The organism is Microbacterium sp. A8/3-1 (assembly GCF_040267695.1).
GTDB classification, from domain to species: Bacteria; Actinomycetota; Actinomycetes; order Actinomycetales; family Microbacteriaceae; genus Microbacterium; species Microbacterium luteolum.
The window spans coordinates 4,386,855-4,404,560 of sequence record NZ_CP158357.1 but is presented as its reverse complement, the minus strand read 5'-3'; the positions used below and the strand labels follow the sequence as shown (position 1 = coordinate 4,404,560).

Annotated in this window: 14 protein-coding genes and 2 pseudogenes; 9 read left to right on the top strand and 7 right to left on the bottom strand. The window is 63.4% G+C overall.

The window, feature by feature from the left end; all coding sequences use genetic code 11:
* Positions 1 to 227: 227 nt before the first annotated feature.
* Positions 228 to 434 (bottom strand): annotated as a pseudogene (locus ABS642_RS21615) (NAD(P)(+) transhydrogenase (Re/Si-specific) subunit beta); the annotation flags it as partial.
* A gap of 186 nt (positions 435 to 620) precedes the next feature.
* Between ABS642_RS21615 and ABS642_RS21610 the strand changes: the two are divergent.
* The 5 genes and pseudogenes from ABS642_RS21610 to ABS642_RS21590 form a co-directional block, all read left to right on the top strand.
* Positions 621 to 1,217, top strand: a pseudogene (locus ABS642_RS21610) (hypothetical protein); the annotation flags it as partial.
* Positions 1,218 to 1,664: 447 nt separating this feature from the next.
* Entirely contained in the window at positions 1,665 to 4,061 is a 2,397-nt protein-coding gene (locus tag ABS642_RS21605; RefSeq protein ID WP_350353489.1) for a hypothetical protein, read from the top strand.
* Between the two features lie 255 nt (positions 4,062 to 4,316).
* Positions 4,317 to 4,880 (top strand): recombinase family protein, encoded by a 564-nt coding sequence (locus ABS642_RS21600; RefSeq protein WP_350351724.1) that lies wholly within the window; start codon positions 4,317 to 4,319, stop codon positions 4,878 to 4,880.
* A gap of 896 nt (positions 4,881 to 5,776) precedes the next feature.
* Positions 5,777 to 6,274 (top strand): hypothetical protein, encoded by a 498-nt coding sequence (locus ABS642_RS21595; RefSeq protein ID WP_350351723.1) that lies wholly within the window; start codon positions 5,777 to 5,779, stop codon positions 6,272 to 6,274.
* A gap of 163 nt (positions 6,275 to 6,437) precedes the next feature.
* Positions 6,438 to 7,037 (top strand): DUF6338 family protein, encoded by a 600-nt coding sequence (locus tag ABS642_RS21590; protein WP_350351722.1) that lies wholly within the window; start codon positions 6,438 to 6,440, stop codon positions 7,035 to 7,037.
* 839 nt (positions 7,038 to 7,876) lie between these two features.
* Here ABS642_RS21590 and ABS642_RS21585 read toward each other — a convergent pair.
* Both ABS642_RS21585 and ABS642_RS21580 read right to left on the bottom strand, forming a co-directional pair.
* Complete coding sequence (locus ABS642_RS21585; protein WP_350351721.1) at positions 7,877 to 9,190, bottom strand: Nramp family divalent metal transporter; 1,314 nt, start codon at positions 9,188 to 9,190, stop codon at positions 7,877 to 7,879.
* A gap of 133 nt (positions 9,191 to 9,323) precedes the next feature.
* Entirely contained in the window at positions 9,324 to 10,259 is a 936-nt protein-coding gene (locus ABS642_RS21580) for a dihydrodipicolinate synthase family protein (RefSeq protein ID WP_350351720.1), read from the bottom strand.
* A gap of 123 nt (positions 10,260 to 10,382) precedes the next feature.
* Between ABS642_RS21580 and ABS642_RS21575 the strand changes: the two genes are divergently transcribed.
* Entirely contained in the window at positions 10,383 to 11,384 is a 1,002-nt protein-coding gene (locus ABS642_RS21575) for a LacI family DNA-binding transcriptional regulator (protein WP_350351719.1), read from the top strand.
* Between the two features lie 206 nt (positions 11,385 to 11,590).
* Here ABS642_RS21575 and ABS642_RS21570 read toward each other — a convergent pair whose 3' ends face one another.
* Positions 11,591 to 11,875, bottom strand: coding sequence for a helix-turn-helix domain-containing protein (locus tag ABS642_RS21570; RefSeq protein WP_350351718.1), 285 nt, complete (start codon positions 11,873 to 11,875; stop codon positions 11,591 to 11,593).
* A gap of 207 nt (positions 11,876 to 12,082) precedes the next feature.
* On the opposite strand from ABS642_RS21570, the gene ABS642_RS21565 reads away from it, so the two are divergent.
* On the top strand, positions 12,083 to 12,733 hold the full coding sequence (locus tag ABS642_RS21565) for an NAD(P)H-binding protein (RefSeq protein ID WP_350351717.1): 651 nt from the start codon (positions 12,083 to 12,085) through the stop codon (positions 12,731 to 12,733).
* 106 nt (positions 12,734 to 12,839) lie between these two features.
* On the opposite strand, the gene hxlA is transcribed toward ABS642_RS21565, so the two are convergent.
* A complete protein-coding gene (gene hxlA / locus ABS642_RS21560) occupies positions 12,840 to 13,463 on the bottom strand; it encodes a 3-hexulose-6-phosphate synthase (RefSeq protein WP_350351716.1) in 624 nt (207 codons plus the stop codon).
* A 23-nt stretch (positions 13,464 to 13,486) separates the two neighbouring features.
* The gene (hxlB, locus tag ABS642_RS21555) at positions 13,487 to 14,068 is read right to left on the bottom strand and encodes a 6-phospho-3-hexuloisomerase (RefSeq protein ID WP_350351715.1); all 582 of its coding nucleotides are present in this window, start codon (positions 14,066 to 14,068) and stop codon (positions 13,487 to 13,489) included.
* A 91-nt stretch (positions 14,069 to 14,159) separates the two neighbouring features.
* Here hxlB and ABS642_RS21550 point away from each other — a divergent pair, with 91 nt between their 5' ends.
* Positions 14,160 to 14,996 (top strand): LuxR C-terminal-related transcriptional regulator, encoded by an 837-nt coding sequence (locus ABS642_RS21550; protein WP_350351714.1) that lies wholly within the window; start codon positions 14,160 to 14,162, stop codon positions 14,994 to 14,996.
* Positions 14,997 to 15,188: 192 nt separating this feature from the next.
* Here the strand turns inward: ABS642_RS21550 and ABS642_RS21545 are convergent, their stop codons facing one another.
* Entirely contained in the window at positions 15,189 to 17,054 is a 1,866-nt protein-coding gene (locus tag ABS642_RS21545) for an NAD(P)/FAD-dependent oxidoreductase (protein ID WP_350351713.1), read from the bottom strand.
* Between the two features lie 154 nt (positions 17,055 to 17,208).
* On the opposite strand from ABS642_RS21545, the gene ABS642_RS21540 reads away from it, so the two are divergent.
* Positions 17,209 to 17,667, top strand: coding sequence for a MarR family transcriptional regulator (locus ABS642_RS21540; RefSeq protein ID WP_350351712.1), 459 nt, complete (start codon positions 17,209 to 17,211; stop codon positions 17,665 to 17,667).
* The last annotated feature ends 39 nt before the right edge of the window (positions 17,668 to 17,706 follow it).

The following is a 17,706-nucleotide window of genomic DNA, read 5'->3' as shown; positions in this document are numbered from 1 at the left end:
GGGCCTGGGACGACTGCTTGGGGCCATGCCACGCCGCGGCGGTCTATGACCGGCCACGGCCGAACAGGACCGTGATGGCGGTCCACGCGATGCCTCCTTTATGCGGTCGCGCTCGTAGGTACTGTCGGAGTAGCCCTGCGGTGTTGGTGCTCCGCTCGCATCGAGAGGGACGTGCGCCCGAAGTGCGTGGCGCGGATCCCCAGTTCAATGAGGTCGGCCTGGACGGCGGTGAAAGTGACGGCGCCGACGAAGACGCCAATGAACACCTCGCCGTGGTGGTGGATGCCCTGCAAATCGGACGGAATACCCTCGGGGTCCAGGGAGCCGTTCCATCTGGCGAAGACTGCGGCGAGGCCGACGGACGAGTGCAGGAGCGCAATGAGCTCGGTCATCCCCGTCATCTGGACGATCCTCGCGCGCCAGATTCCGATGGCGGCACACGGTCTCGACCACCTGACCAAAAAGCTGCAAGACAAGACATCGACGTCGCGCGAATCTGGGCAGCGATCATGTCGAAAATCTAAGCACTGCACGCCATGGCTGACTCGGACCTCAGCGGCATAGGCGCTGAACATGCCCCCCCCCCCCCCCCCCCTGCATACAGTCCTTGAGACAGCGTGATGAGACGTGAACAGGGCAAGATAAGGAATATGTCCCTCGAAGAGCGGTTAGCCCCGTCGACAGCCAACATCCGTTCTTATGGTGCGGTGGTCGTGGTTGGAGCTGGACTGTCGGCGGGGGGCTACCCGATGACGGCACAGTTGCCCGCGCTGCTCTGGCAGGCCATTGATGAAGTGCGCCCGGCCGCGGCCGAACTTCGCGCACGCTCAGGGCGAACCGGCAACGCGAAGGAGATCTTGTCCGAGGAGGGGCTCGATCCACATCTCGGATGGCAGCTCGTACGAGAGTTCCCCGATGTCCGAAACGCCTTTCAGTCCGCATTCGCCTCGCTCGACACGGACCGTGAACCGTCCTCTGCGCACTTTGATCTGGCCCGTCTCGTAGATTCACGCCATGTCGAGGCAGTCGTGTCATTCAACTGGGATACGTGTCTTGAGCGCGCGTTCGAACGTCAGTACGGGGTAGCGATACCGGCGGGAGTCCTCTACAAACCTCATGGCGACGCGAGCCACCCAGAGAGGACCTGGGTTCTGCCCGACGAAGACGGCCAGGTGCCACAGGAAGTGAACCGCCTCGTCCAACGGATGGCGGACCGGCCACGGACCCTGGTCACCATCGGGTACAGCGGTAGCGACCCCGCAGTGAACAGCGTTCTCTTGCACCCGCTGGAGTCCCGGTGGCCCATCGTGAAAATCAGCCCGTCGTCCCATGGACCAAATTCCGTCACCGCTACAGCCGACGAGGCGATGAGCCAGATCGCACGAGAGCTGGCCCCGTCCGACCCCCTGCCCGGATGGCGACACGTGACGTTCAGCCGTCCCAGGAGCCTTCTAGCGGCTCTCCGCGGCGAACGCCTAGGACCCGCCGACGTCGCTTCGTGTCCAGAGATGCCCTCAGTACCCCGGCTAGCGAACCGCCTCCGGACAACCGGGTTCGCGACACTTTCTGGGCCCAGCGGCTCTGGAAAATCGCTCGCGGCTTTTCAGGCAGCGAGAGCCCTAAACCGAGAGGGCTGGCGGATACTCGAACTGAAGCAACCAGGCGTGGCGACGTCCGCTCATGTGTCCCAACTACTTGCTCAGCACGGTCGAGTGCTTGCGTTGGTGGACGATGCGCAAGCAATCTCACCGGAGGTTCGACGTGATCTGCAAGCCGTCGCCAGCGACGATGCAGCCGTCCTTCTGGTGTCCACAGAGCGACTTGAGGCACGAGATGACGAGACTCTCATAGCTGCACAGTCCGTGAAGGTGCTTGACGCGTTCTGTCGCAAGAACATTGATACGGTCGCGCCGTTGCTCAGCCGTCTAGACGACCGAGTGAAGTGGTCTTCCTTCTTCGAGAAGCCTGACGAACGCCTTGATCTCGCTCTGCGAAGCGCGCCCGAGCCCTGGCTCTACATGTTCGTCGCGTCCGGAGGCGAGCGACGGATCATCAATGCGCTCGACCGCGCGGTTGACGACGGCGTGGCGGCGCTTGTGCTCGCAGCAATCTGCGTCGAGCAATTGACATCGAGAGACGCAGGCATCGAGTCCCCGAGGCTCAAGGCCGCCTTGATGCGTCAGCACCCAGATTGGTTTCCGTCAGACGCTCTTGATGCGAGTGCTCTCATTGACGAGGCTCTGAAAGGGCTCGCACAGGAGCGCCTAACCCACGAGCGCGATGGACGTCTCAGAGCCGCTCACATTCGCATCGCGCAAAGGGCATTGCAGGATCTCGCGCTCCGCGAGTCTCGCGAGATCGGGGCTGAGATTCGCCGAACTGTTCGCTCGGTCTTCCTCGATGAGCGTATCGACATCATCGGGAAGTACTGGCTGTTTCAGACATTCGACGTGTCCGATGCCTACAGACGCAAGTACGCCAAGGATCTGGTCGATGAGCCAGTCATGAGGGCCCTCCTTCACCAAGCGTCCACCGTCAACCCTGGACTGGAGCGAGGTATTGCGCTGCAGTTGCTGCACGATGCCGATAGGTTCCACGCTCTTTCGACATCGCAGTCAGCCGAGCTCGTGGATCGCCTTATTGAATGGCTGCCGACACTGGTTTCGTCTGAGGCCCGGGGCGTCCGTTACGCCATCAACGACGTTCGGTCCGCCCATCCCGATATGTACGCTGCGCTACAAGCCGCAGCTACGCCCGCATTGTTGGCAGCCCGCCTGTCGGTCGCAGGGGAACGGTGGGCGGCGATGTCCTGGGCAGAACTCATTCAGGAGCTGCTTCCCGCTTGGTCAGGAGGCGTCCTCGATGAATGGAGCGCAGCGTTTGAGAGCGCACTCGACGTCCGCTCCCTCGCCGATTGGCTGAGCCTCCAGGACGAGCGCTCCGAACCGTTCGAGATCTACGACCTGATCGATTTGCTGGCGCTCATCGCACCGCATGCTGCGAAAGTGGCGCTAGAAGCCTGTGGCGAGAACATTCGCGCGGCGATGGAGACGGATCTCGCCGACTCAGTTAGCAACTTTCACGCCTGGGTGTTCGGCAACATGACGTATGTGGCGATGATCGCGAGAGCCCCCTCCGCGGCATCCCATGACCCAGATGACGTGGTCGAATCCGGGCCCGATGTTGACGACGCGGCTCGCCGTCGCTTTATGGCGTCCCGAACCGCGGCAACCGAGGAACTGGCGGCTTCGTTGCTCCTTCTGATGCAGAGCGTGAGCTGGAGGCGTGCAGCTCAGTCTCTTGACGGCCAGAGAGCGCACAAGCTCACCAACCTGGACATGCTGTTCGGATGGCTCGCGCAGCTTTCCACCGACATCACCGACGAGCTTGCGCTTCACCTGCCAAGACAATGGATAACTCGGACACTCGAGAACGCGCAACTAGGTCAGGACGAAGCTGGCAATAACGACGTTGACGCCATCGCGTGGATCCTTCAACCCCTCAGTTTTGGCGCTCACGGTGAGGCTGCAATCGAAGAAGTCGTTCGCGCGAACTTGCATTTGTTCGCCCCTTTCCCTCAGTCCCTCATTCACCGATATCCCCGTCTGGCCGTCGAGGTTGTCGCTCAGGGCGGCAGGATCGCCGCGCCGGAGATGCGTGCTCGCGGTTGGAACGGGTTCGTTCGCGACCTTCAGAGTGTCCTGGGGCTAGACGCCGCGGCCGCGCGCTACTGGATCGAATCGGCCGCTGAAGAGATCCGGGACCTCCTAACCAAGCCACAAGAGAACGAGCTCGCTGGCATCGCAGAGTTCATCGATCTCGCCGATAGCGTCGACGTGGTGCTGCTCGACTCGCACTTCCATGAGCTTGATCCACATGTGGCACGAAAGAGCTGGACCACACGAATCGCGGACGCGTCGGAGCGGATCCAGCCAATGCTTGAACGCGCATCTCGAGTAGACAGCCCTGCCGGTCAACTTGCACTGGAGCTGCTCGCCGGCCGTGAGGATCCCGCTATTGAGATACCAGCCAGTTCGACGAATCCGTCAAGCTTGGCCTAAGGCCAGCACTCGGAGGATATCGGCGACGCAGCGCCAAGCGGGTTGACGCATCGAGCTCGCCAGAATCCGCGCTCAGCGTCGCTGACGCGACCTCAAAGCCCGACCGGGATAGACGTCCCAGAAACGACCGTTTATGACCCAGCCGCGACATTTCGGCGATTTGGCATGAATATACGCCACGCCGATGTCACAACCCGTCTCATATTCAATGATGCAGTAGCTGACACGGACGACGGGTTTCGCTACAGTTCCGTCATGGGCCAAGTCTTTGGCTACGCACGAGTCTCGACAGGCGAACAGAACTTGCAGATGCAGTTCGACGCGCTGCTCAAAGCGGGCTGCGACCGGATCCTCACGGAGAAGGCGTCCGCAAGCGGAGAGCGCCCGGAACTCACGCACCTCTTCGATCTACTCAGGGCCGGCGACACCGTGGTGGTCTGGCGTCTCGACCGACTAGGCCGCTCCGTCCATGACCTCATCGAGCTTGTCGAAGACCTGCAGTCCAGAGGGGTCGCACTGAAGTCACTTCGAGAGACCATCGACACCAGCTCCGCTGGCGGACGCCTCGTCGTCCATGTCTTCGCCGCGCTCGCGGAGTTCGAACGCGATCTCATTCGCGAGCGGACTGTTGCCGGACTGGCATCTGCTCGCGCGCGCGGACGCATGGGCGGTCGTCCACGCGCCCTCTCCCCCGACCAGGCCCGCCTTGCTCGTTCAGCGTTCAACGCCGGAGAAACGTCCGTCAACGACATTGCCGCAGCCCTCGGCGTGGCTCGGTCTACCGTATACCGGGAGCTCAGACGCTCCGCGACCGACTAGCGTCGCCCCTCCGGGCAGACGGTGCGCAGGCACACCACGCTTGCCGCAACGCGCCTATTAGAGATCGAAGGGCTTCACCGGTCGTCCGCGATGCCTAGTCGAGTAGGTCGGAGTGCGTCTGGGCCATAGGGGTAGACCAAGGCCAGCTTCCAAGAGTGCGATTGTATGCATATCGGGCCACACGCGGCCATCGAGGATGCCGCGAATCGTTTCGTGATTGACTCCGCACAACTCCGCCGTGGAACGAAGCGAGTAGTCCGCGACTGCCCGACGGAGTTCTCGAGCGAAAGCCTGAGCCGCACGCCCAGCCACATCGTCGGTCGGACCGTCTGGCCACGGGTCAACGATCTCGTTGGGCCTCTTACGCGACTTGCCGACCACTCGTCACCACCAGCTCTCAAGAGCCGCCATGCCATGAGAAATTGCAAGAAGGGTCGCGGAGTTGAAGAACTCCGCGACCTTGCAAGATCAAACATGTCTTTTGAAAGATGTCAGGCGAACCTACATGACTCTCAGAAGTCCCAGTTCTTGCCGGCGGGGGCTGGGAGGGGCGAGATCATGCGGTTTCTACAATCCTGCTGCCTGTGCGTGCCTTCTGCGTGCCACTCGCGGTGTTCTACCGCCCTGACCGCAGTCGCGGACCAGGAGCACTCCCCTGAGTTTACCCGTCGCAGACCTACCTGGACAGCTCGACTCCGCCCCGGCTAGACGGCTCGACGTCACCTGAAACTCCGGCCGCGCAAGCGACGACGTTCCGTGATGGAGCCCTAGAAGTAGAGCACCAGCGGGCGACGCAAGCGGTCCGATCGTCGTAATTATGTCAGAATGCGGCCTACATCACACTTGGATCAGCAGGGACCGCCTGAGACGGGGCGATTGTCGCTATCGTCGGGGCTATGAGCGACGCTCGCGGTCCCGAGGCAGAACAGTTTTTCCAGCTGATGGCACTCCACAAGTACTTCCTGAATGCGGACTTCCTTCGCGATGTATTCATGCGACAGATCAAGGACAGTGGGCCGCCCGTCGATGCCAGTTTCGCAAAATCGCTCAACACCATGACGGCGATGAGCCTCTGGTACGCGACCGTCTTCGTCGTGATTGAGGGTTGGCAGGAACTAAAACTTGCCGATGCGAAGGTCGATGCGTGCCTCACGGATGAGAACCATGTGAATCACCTACGCCTTTTCCGGAATCAGATGTTTCACTACCAAGAGGCGTACGACAACCCGAAGCTGATCAAGTTCCTAGGCGAGAACGATAGCGACGCGGAGACGGTGACGCGGTGGATCCGCACAACTCACGCAGCTCTGGGTGAGGCCATAGAAGCAGCGATCCAGGCAAACCTCGACGGGCAACGACGTCCCGATACTCGCGTAGAGAACACCAATCAGTGAACGATGATAACCAGTACTTTTCGGGAAGCAGCGCTCGAAGCTGCCATACGGGCGTCACAGCGAGTTGGGTAGCGTAGGGCCATGAGCGGAAGATCGGGACGCGATGTGGCTGCCGGCTGACGGGTTTGGCGTCGCGTCATACCTGGCACTAATCGTGCCAGGAGTGATCTTCATACTCGTGAGATCCCGGTTGCGGGGCTTCCGAGACGTCGATCGTACTGTCGGTGCCCGCATCCTTCTCGCCTTCATCGTTAGCGTCATCTTTGACGCCATCTATCTCGCGGTCCTCGGTCCCCTCGCCCTCGAGCGGTTGAGGTCCGGGGAGAACATCACGTCGGCGGAGCTTTCTGGCGCCGCTTGGCTGTTCATCCTTGCCGCCCTCGTCCTCCCGGCTCTCGTGTCGTACGCGATTTACGGGGGCGGAAAGATTCTTGGGCCTTTTCACCGCGCCGCGGCACGTCTGAAGACGCGACTCACCGATTCCCGGTTTGAGTCAACACCGACGGCGTGGGACTTGGCCATGACCACCACAAGAGCTGGGTGGGTTCGCATCCGGATCGCGGATCGAGTGTGGGTCGGGGGAAGATTCGGCGAAACCTCATACTTCAGCACCTACCCCGAGCCGCGTGACATCTTCATCGAAGAGCAGTATGTGATGGGAGAGCTGGGGGCTTTCATCGAGCCCGTCGTCCGCAGCGCGGGCGTGTGGGTGGCTGTCACGGACGAATACATAGTTGAATGGCTCCACGACGCCGAAGAGTGAACGGACACCAACATGGCTGACGAGAACAAGCAGGGCGGGGAATCCGGATCCAAGGGCGCCCGCCCGCACCGGTCCTCCGAGGGCGCTCGCCCTCGTTCCGTCACGGGAAGCGGATCGGGACCCAAGCAGCCCGGCACCGGCAAGCCACCCGGAGGCAACTCTGGAGTTTCCTCTCCTCAAAAGTGACAAACATCGACCGCATATCACGGCGGTGGAGCGCATTCACCGCTGCGGCGCTCTGACGTCATCAAGAACGGAATCGTGGTTGCCCGAGATCGTATCGACGTGCCAATCATCACAACCGCGGAGGATTGATCCAGACCGTAGGTCATCGTCGATCCCTGTCGCAACGTGCCCGCCTCGATAGTCGAGCAAGACATGTGGCGCGCGTAAGAGCGGCGCTGATCGGCAAAATTCGACCAGTTCTCGGGAGCACCGAGGAGGGCCCTCGCGCGTCGAGCCCGCGAAGTTGCGTGTGAAGGCCCCTCAGAGCTGCGTCAAGATCAACCCCGCGTGTCAGGCCGTTCCCCGCGCCAGCACTGGAAACGCGCTCTCACCTGCTCACCCTTTTCCTACTTCCCTGCCTGGCCGTTTACTGACGATAAGACCACTTATCGCAGCTATCCGGCGCAGCCCCATCTCGCTTTCAACGCCTGGCCCACTACCCCCGATAAGACCAGTTATCCCGACTATCTGCGTCTCAGAGCAAGTTATTCCACGGCTGGGCTACCCCTAGCCGCAGGGGGTGCCGATTCAGGCATCCGATTGCGAGTGAAGATCTCGGTCTGGTGCTGACGCCGAAGTTCCCCGACTTAACATCGGGGAACCGTGTCGTGATTCTAGACTCCGGATAGGAGGCTGATCAGCAGTCGCACCGACAGCGCGAGAACCGCGACGAGGCCGACGACTCCCATGGTGTTCTGCCACCACTTGTTCCGCATCGGTCCCATGAGCGAACGTCGGTTGGCCATCACGAGGATCAGCAGCGCGAGCACCGGCGCGATGAGCACCGTGAGAGCCTGCGCGAGCACGATCAGCTGCACGGGCGATGACTGGAACAGCAGTGTGACGATCACCCCGAATGCGAGGATGAAGCCGCTCGTCAGCCGAGCCGTCCTGGTGCTGGCGGACGGACCTCGACCGAACGCATCTGAGAGCATTGTGCCGCCCGCGATGGCGTTCGGGATCATCGACGAGAAGGCCGCTCCGAAGAATCCGAGGGCGAAGACGAAGCCCCCGACGGGCCCGGCGAGGGGCTCGAAGATCGTCGCGAGACCCACGATCGACGTCGCGGACTGCCCTGTCGCTCCGAGCACGGCGGCGGCGACGATGATCACGAGCGATGTCATGATGCCCGGGGCGATGATGCCCGGGATCGTGTCGGCCTTGGTGACATCGCGGTAGTCGGCTTCTTTGCGCCCGCGCTCCTTGGTGCCGTACGCGGTGTAGAACGCCGCGTTGATCGAGAAGTTCGTTCCGACCAGGGCGATGATGAGCACCCAGGAGCCGTCGGGCACCGCGGGGATGAGGCCGGATGCGGCCTGCGCCCAGTCCGCATTGGCGATGAACGCGCTGGCGACGAAGCAGATCGCCATGAGCGCGACGATGCCGATGAGGATCTTCTCGACCACGCGATAGATGCTGCGGATGAACAGCACCGCTGCCACGGCGAGGGTGCAGATCAGGGTCCACATCACCGGAGAGCTCCCGGGGATGAGCATCGACAGCCCGAGACCCGATCCGACGGCGTTGCCGACCGAGAAGCAGAGGGTGATGAGGAACACCCCGACGCCGGCGAGGATGCCGACGGGCTTTCCGAGGTGCTCTTTGATCGATGAGATCAGCGACACCGGCGTGCGAATACCCAGCCGAACGCTCATGTCAGTGAGGAAGATCATCAGGATCGTCGACAAGACGATCACCCAGATGAGGGCGTACTGGTAGGTGCTTCCGGCCTGAACCGCCGTGGTCAGGTTTCCGGGCCCGAACTGCCACGCACCGGCGACGAAAGCCGGCCCGATGAGGGCGAGCTGTTGCACGAAGCTGCGTCGCTGCGGTGCTGACTCCACGATGGTCCTCACCGTGTTGGTCGAGATGCGTCCATGTCCGGTGCCGGGCGTGGCGGGCGGACGGTGTGTGATGCGGTCGCTCATGGGTCCCTCCTACGTTGGAGTGTGGCACGTCGTGCCGAGTCTTCGTTGACTGTTCTGCCCGGAGGCGCTGCGACTCTCCCGAGGGTGCCGCTGTGGTGGGGGCGACGGGCAGGCCCGCCGCCCCCGGCTCGGGTCACGCGGGAACGGCGACCTGCCCGACGCCCGCGGTCGCGAAGGCCGCGGCGATCTCGGCATCCGCTCCGTCTGCGAGCGGCAGCAGCGGTGGCCGCACGGTCGCGTGGTCGAGGATTCCCCGGTGCACGAGTCCCCACTTCAGTGCGACCGTGCCCTCCATGTGCGAGCCGCGGTGGTAGACGTTCTTCGTGATCGGCAGGAGCCGCTCGTGGATGGCGTGGGCACGGTCGTAGTCGTGTGCCTTGCCCGCCTCGATCAGGTCGACGAGAAGCTCCGGCGCGATGTTGCCGTAGCCGACCAGGAGCCCGTCGACGTCGAACATCGTGGGCAGCAGGTACTCGTCGTGGCACGACAGGATCTGAAGGTCGGGGTAAGCAGCACGCAAAGCCGGGATCTCGGTGTACCAGCGTTTCATGTTGCGCACGCCGTTCTTGGTGGCGAAGACGCCCTCCTGCCCGGCGATCTCGAGCTGGGTGTCGAGATCGTAGGTGGCCTTGGTGTTGTCGGGGTACTGGAACAGGATCAGCGGTAGACCGCTGGTCTCGTAGATCTCCTTGTAGCGGGTCTGCGGTGCGCCCTGCTGGTATCCGAAGCGCAGCCAGCCGTGCGAGGGGTAGACGAGACCGGCAGATGCTCCGGCGTCGACGGCGCGTTTCGCCTCGAGGGCGGCGACCTTGTTGCCTTCACCGGTGATGCCCGCGACGATCGGGATGCCGCCGTCGACGGAATCCTTGAACGCACGGATGACGTCGAGCTGCTCGTCGACGGTGAGGAACGTACCCTCGCCCGCATGGCCGAGGACGACGAGGCTCTTCACGCCGTCGATCGAGCCGAGCCAGGAACCGAGGCGCTGGATGGCGGCGAAGTCGATGTCCCCGTCTTCGGTGAAGGGAGTCACGGGTGCGGGGCTGAGGCCGCGGAGGTCGAGCGTCATGGTTCTCTCACTTTCTCTTCGTCGAGTGTCGCTTTGCAATCGTTAGCGGGAACGATTGCAGGAACGATCTCAAGTATGCTTATGATGAGTCAACCTGTCAACACTCGACCTGAGGAGATCGCGATGGAGAGCCCCGAACGACGGATCGTGACGCTCAAGGACGTCGCGGAGCGGTCGGGCGTGAGCATCTCGACCGTGAGTCGCGTGCTCGACGACCGGACACCCCGATCACGGTCGACGACCGCCGAGCGTGTGCGCCGCATCGCCGACGAGCTCGGCTACCGCCGCAACCTCTTCGCGTCGGGACTGCGGCGCGGCCACACGGGCACGATCGGCGTGCTGGTGCCGCGCCTCACCGACACCGTGATGGCTCTCATGTTCGAAGCGCTCGAACGCGCCGCCCGCACGCGCGGCTACTTCGCCGTCGTCGCCACCTGCGGAGATGACCCCGTGAGCGAGCGGACCTCTACCGAGGTACTCCTCGATCGAGGTGTGGACGGCCTCGTCCTCGCGACAGCCAGACTCGACGACGAGCTGCCTGCCACCCTGCGCGCGCGGGATATCCCCCACGTCCTCGCATTGCGCACCGACGGGATCAGCCCCTCGGCGCTGGGCGACGACGAGGCGGGCGGCTACCTCGCGATCCGACATTTGCTCGACCTCGGCCACCGTGAGATCGCGATCGTCACCGGCCCACGCTTCACCTCCAGCGCCAACGACCGGGTCAATGGGGCGCTGCGTGCGCTCGACGAGGCAGGGGTCGCCCGCGACGGCATCCCGATCTCCTACGCCGGGTACGGCATAGACCACGGATTCGACGCCGGTCAGCAGCTCTTCGCCGACGGCTCGCCCAGCGCCGTCTTCGCGGCGAACGACAACCTCGCCATCGGAGTCATGCGGGCGGCGCACCAGGCCGGCCGCATCGTAGGGACCGACCTGTCACTCGTCGGATACAACGACATCCCGCTCGCCGAGAGACTGCCCGTGCCCCTGTCGTCCGTGCACGTGCCCTTCGATCAGATCGCGGCCGGAGCGCTCGAACTGCTGCTCGCGGACCCAGCGCAGAATGAGATCAGACGCATCCTGCCGACCCTAATCCCCCGCGGTTCTTCCGGGCGACCCTAAGGCGGATCGTCTCGCAACAGTGGGAACTAGCGCTGTCGGCGATCCCCCTGCGATCGATTGACGGATCGAGATCGGCCAACATTCGCGACCTTCAAATGGAGCACGCGACGTGCGTCTCACGAGTGTCAATTTGCACTCCAGCGCTATACGTTGGGGCGCGGCGAGATGTCTGAGTTACAAGAGTCCGAGTGCAAGCAGGCCTGCCCTCACGTCCCTGAGGCGCGGGAGTCGTAGTTGCCCCAAGCTTCTGACACCTGACCGAAGTGCTCGATCGACCAGCGCTCCAGCGCCTTCAGCGGTTCGCGCAGGGTCTGCCCTGCGGGCGTGAGGGCGTACTCGACTCGCGGTGGGACTTCGGCAAAGACAGTACGAGTCACGAGTCCATCGCGCTCCAAGCCTCGAAGGGTCTGCGTGAGCATCTTCTGGGAGATCCCCGCGACCGAGCGTCTGATATCCGAGAATCGCGCGGGCCGGTCGGCCAGCGTTCCCACGATGAGCACGGTCCACCGGTCACCGATCCGATCGAGGAGCCTCCGGCTGGGGCACCCCGCTCCGTACGGGTTCAGATAAGGGATTGAATTCTCCGCCGCAACAACAGAGTCGCCATTGGTTACCAAAAGGTGCCTACTTCCCAGAAGAGACTATGAGTCGTAGCCTAGCAACCGCACGAGCAATATGCACTAGTCAGGAGCACGCACATGACCCGTATCACCGTCCTCGGAGGCACCGGCTACGCCGGCAGCGCCGTCGTTCGCGAAGCACTCTCGCGCGGCCACACCGTGACATCATTCAGCCGGTCTCTGCCGGAGAGAGACACGCGAGTGAAGGGCGTCACGTACAAGACGGGATCGTTGCTCGATCCGGACGTGCGTGACCGCGCCGTCGAGGGTGCCGACGTGATCGTGTCGACCCTCTCCCCTCGCGGCGAGCTCGACGGGCGAATCGTCGAGGTCGACTCGGCGCTCGCAGACCTCGCCGCCCAGCACGGCGTCCGCCTCGTAGTTGTGGGCGGATTCAGTTCACTACGTATCGAGGCCGGAGGTCCGCGTATGGCGGAGGGCGATGACATCCCTCCTCAGTTCGCCAGCGAAGCCAGGCAGATGAACGAGGTACTTTCGGTACTACTCGCTGCTCCGGAACCACTCGACTGGGTGTTCTTCTCCCCCGCTGCCCAATTCGGCTCCTATGTACCGGGCGACGCTCTCGGCCGGTATCGTCTCGGCGGCGACGTGGCCTTCTATGACGAGGCTGGCGTCTCCGCGATCAGCGGCGCTGATTTCGCGCTCGCGATCATCGACGAGATCGAACGGGGAGATCATCGCCGCGTTCAGGTGAGCGCCGCCTACTAAGCCGCCTCTGCTGATCACACCTGGTCGGCTGAGCCCACGCACAGCGCCGGCGGACGAGAACGCATCGTCTCGTCCGCCGGCAAGATGACCTCAGGTCGCTCAGCGATTAGACAATCGCCGCACGAAGCTCCGCGGCAGCGGCACCCACGTCGGGGGCGCTGTAGATCGCGCTTCCCGCGACGGCGATCTGAGCGCCGGACTTCTGCACGGCTCCGATGCTCGCCGCGTTGACGCCGCCGGCGACAGAGAACGGCACTCCGGATGCTTCTCCGTCGCGGAGCAGCGTGTCGAAGGTGAAGCCGTCCTCGGCCTGTTCGTCGAGACCGGCGTGCATCTCTACGAACTCCGCGCCCAGTTCGAAGACTTCCTTCGCCCGCGCGGGCTTGTCCTTGACGCCGATGAGGTCGACGACGATCCCCTTGCCGTGCTCTTTCGCTGCCTTGACAGCTCCGGCGATGGTGCTGTCGCCCGCGGTGCCGAGCACGGTGACGAGGTCGGCGCCTGCCCGGAAGGCGATGTCTGCCTCGAGCTCGCCGGCATCCATCGTCTTCAGGTCGGCGAAGACGATCTTGTCCGGGTGAGCATCCTTGATCGCGGTCACGGCGCTGAGACCGGCGCTCTTGATGAGCGGGGTTCCGAGCTCGAGGATGTCGACATGGGGCGCGGCAGCTTTCGCCAGCGCGAGGGCCGCCTCGGTGGAGAGGGTGTCCATTGCAAATTGCAGCTTCATTGGGTTTCCTTTCGTTGCTGCGGTTATTCGAGATTGGAGTGGCGTGGCCACAGTTCGTCCGCGTCCTGCGCGCTCCTTTTCCAGAGCGCGTGGAACAGCGCGTCGCCGATGAGCACGATGGCCTGTTCGAAGAGGCTGCCCGCGTACTGGGTGGACGCCTCACCCGAGCGGTCGAGCTTGCCTGCTGCGGGCACGATGAGTGTCGCCGAGTCCGACAGCCGGGCGAGCGGGGACGTGCCGTCCGTGGTGATGGCGACCACTGTCGCGCCGACACGGGCAGCTGTTTCTGCTGCGCGAACGATTCCTGATGTCGTCCCGGATCCGCTCGCGACAAGGAGGAGATCACTCTTCGCGATCGCCGGCGTTGTCGTTTCGCCGACCACATACACGTCGAGCCCCAGGTGCATCAGTCTCATCGCGGTCATTCGGAGTGCGAGGCCCGACCGTCCTGCGCCAAGTACGAACACTCTCGGTGCGTCCGCGACTAGATCCGACACTCTCCCGAGCGCCACGGGGTCGGTTCGGATGACCGATTCGAGGACAGAGCTGACTTCCTTCGACACAAGCCCGAGGGAATGCCCCAGGCCGATTTCCATCACATCCATGACTTCATCTTGGGCGCGCTCAGTGCGTGAGGCACCCGCCCGCCAGCATGGTTTTCACTACCCGAAAGTATGGGTAGTGCATGATGGGTAGGTGTCTTCTCTCGAAACGACCCTGAGCATCGACTCGCCGGCCCTTCGTCGTGCACATCAGGAGCGCGCTCGAGCCCTGTCCGAGCTCGGCGACAGGCATGCCGTCGCCCTCGAATCGCTGCTCGCCATCCTTCGTTCCGAGAGACTCGACGACCGCGCGGCACGTACGCTCGCGATCGAATCGGCAGCGAACGCCCTGGTGGAACTTCGAGTCGTGAATGACCAGCAGAAGGAGGCAGCGCTCGAACCGGTCGTAGGCGCCTTTGCACGATTGCAATCTGACCTTCGGCCTCTGGAACGGTTCGGGAACCTTGATGTCCAGTTCGTCGAGCCGCCCGCGACCGGCCGCGCGCTCCCAAGCGAGATCGCGCACGCCGCCCGTGCGATCGTCCGGAACTCCGTGCTGGCTATCGTGGACGATGGCACTGCCCGCCGCGTGCGTATCCAGTGGGACTGCGATGGCCTGAACCTGCTGATCGGGATCCGTGACGATGGCCGCGGTGACCTGTCGGTCCGCGACGACTCACTTCGACCAGCCGCCGAAAGCGTGGTGGCGTTGAACGGCGACCTCGCCGTGTCGTCGACCGAGGGTTGGGGATCTGCCATCGACATCCGCCTCCCACTCGATCCTCCAGTCGCTCCCGAACCGCTTTCTGACATGACTCAGCTGTCGAATCGGGAACGCGAGGTGCTGCGCCTAATTGTGAACGGTTCACGTAATCGTGAGGTTGCCTCCGCGCTGGGGATCAGCGACAACACCGTGAAGTTCCATGTTTCCAACCTGTTGAAGAAGACCGGATGCCGATCTCGCAGCGAATTGGCTTCGCTCGCCCGCTGACTGTTCACCAACACCCAGGGTGGGCGGTCCGGAGATCGCCCTCTCTCGACGCTGCGGCTCAGCAAACACATCTCGGATGAGCCATCGACCCCTCGGCGGTCGCATCCGCCAAGCCGCAGCATTTTGGTCGGCCGCCGCGCTCCTCCCGCAGCGGGCGGCACTGACCGGTCTTGCGCTCGGGCGCCGGCGCGTTCACACTCGCCGCGAGATGCGCAAAGGGCTCACGGCACCGATCAGCGAACTCTCGCGCTGACGGATGTCGCCTTCTTTGCGCACCAGCACGTCGCGCATATCACCATCTCTCCATTCACGGAGCATGCGATGGAACACGACCGGCCCAGGAGAGAACGTGAATCCGGTGATCGCCTGGCTGCCCTCAGCGTTGTAATAGCCCGGCGTGCACTCCGCTTGGAACGCTGACACATCTCTCGCTGTCGCGTGGACGGTCTCGATCCACTGCCGCTCGGCTTCGGCGGACGGTTCGACGCGCAGTGCCCCCACCGACTCCGCGCGGCTGATGACGGCAGCGACGTGCTGAGCCTGCTCCTGAAGAATGTGTACGAAGTTGACCGAGTTGGCGTTCTGGATCGCGCCGAGCTGGAAGAGGTTCGGGAACCCATGCGTGTAGAACCCGTGCAGAGTTCGCGGGCCCTGGCCCCACGCGTGCAGCAGCGGCACGCCCGCCCGACCGATAACCGGCAGCGTGCCGGAGATGACGCCGGATACGCCAGCCTCGAATCCGGTCGCCATGATCACGCAGTCCACCTCGTACTCGTCGTCTCCCACGACGACGGCTGTCTCGGTCATAGCCGTGATGCCATGGAAGTCGGCGGTGTCGACGAGCGTGACATTGGGACGGTTGAACGCCTGCAGATACGTGTCGCTGAATCCGGGGCGCTTGCACATGTATCGGAACCAGGGTTTCAGCGCCTCGGCAGTGATCGGATCGGAGACGATCTCGCTGATGCGTGCCCGAATGCGGTTCATCGCCGCCGCATCTGCGAACTCGTCCCGCACCTCTCGCTCCTCCTCACTGACGCTGTCGTCGACGGAGCCCGAGAGGATATGTCGCTGGAGGGCCGGTGTCCGAGTCCATCCGTCCGTGACGAGAAGCTCGTCGACGGGCTCCCCCGCGAGCACGTGAAGGAAGTTGTCCATGCGCCTCTGCTGCCACCCCGGGGAGAGTGATGCGACCCACTCCGGATCGGTTGGTCGATTGTCCCGGATATCGACCGTGGATGGCGTGCGCTGCAGCACGATGAGCTCCTTCGCGCTCTTCGCCAGCTCGGGGATGACCTGTAAACCGGTCGCGCCGGTGCCGACGACGGCGACACGTTTGTCTGCCAGATTGTCGAGCGGGTCGCTCGGTGAGCCGCCGGTGTACCCGTAGTCCCATCGCGAGGTGTGGAACGTGTGCCCTTGGAAGGTCTCGATACCGGTGATACCCGGAAGCTTCGGCTGACTGAGCGTCCCGGAGGAGGTGACCACGTAGCGTGCACGGAAATCGTCTCCGCGGTCGGTCGTCACCTGCCACTCGTTGCTCTCCTCGTCCCAGGTCAAGGACGTGGCCCGGGTCTGGAAGAGCGTGTCTCGGTACAGGTCGTAGTGCTTCGCGATACGAACGGCATGCTGTCGAATCTCCTCCCCCGTCGCGTAGCGCTCAGAGGGCATCGCGCCCGTCTCCTCGAGCAAGGGCATGTAGAGATACGACTCGATGTCGCATCGCACACCCGGATACCTGTTGAAGTACCAGGTGCCACCCACGTCTCCCGCTTCATCCATGAGGCGGATGGATGCGCTGCCGGCATCGCGCAGGAACGCGCCGGCCAGCAGACCGCCGAATCCGGCGCCGATGATCAGAACGTCCACCCGGTCCTGTCTGGGTGCGCGCTCGGCTCGCTCGGAGTACGGGTCCTTGGCGTAGTAGCCGAAGTCTCCGGCAGCGCGACGATACTGCCGCGCACCATCTGGGCGGATCCGCCGGTCGCGCTCATGGCGATACTTCTCCCGGAGCGTGGCAAGCTCCTCTGGCGTGACGGGAAGGTCGGACTGCGGCATCATGCTCTCCTCCAGGCAGGGTGAGGTTGAGCTGACGCGAACCGTGTCGAAGGCCGTGAGCCCAACGCGACACCGAATTGGATCATCGCAAAAAGCTTAACCTCATGGAAACTAGTTTCTTAGGAGCTGGCTGGGAACGGCTAGCGTGAGGCCTATGCGAGACGACGAACGCCAGGCGCGGGAGAACATCGAGGCGCTCACCATTGCGATCTCGGTACGCTCGGTGCCCCTGATTCTCGGCTCCCTGCTGGAGACCCAGCTCACCATCCAGCAGCTCAAAGTGCTGACGAGCATCGTCGTCGATGACGGCGCCAGCATCAGCGCTCTCGCTGCGTCCTTCAATACCTCCCTCGCTGCGACGTCGAAGCTCGTAGACCGGCTCGAGGCGCAGGGCTTGGTGTGCCGGGTGACCGACTCGGAAGACAACCGGGTCAAGCGTCTGGAACCCACCCCTCTCGGTCGTGGTGTGGTGGGAACGATCGTCGCCGCGCGCCCAGAGCTGGGCAGCGACGTCCTCGACGGCCTGTCGAGCGACGAACTCCACGCGCTGGTCGTCGCACTGCGCGCAATCAACCGCGAAATGAAAACCAGTCAGACAGGCGATTCTCACTAGAGGACTGCCAGCACGGATCCGGCTGTCGAACTCAGGCTC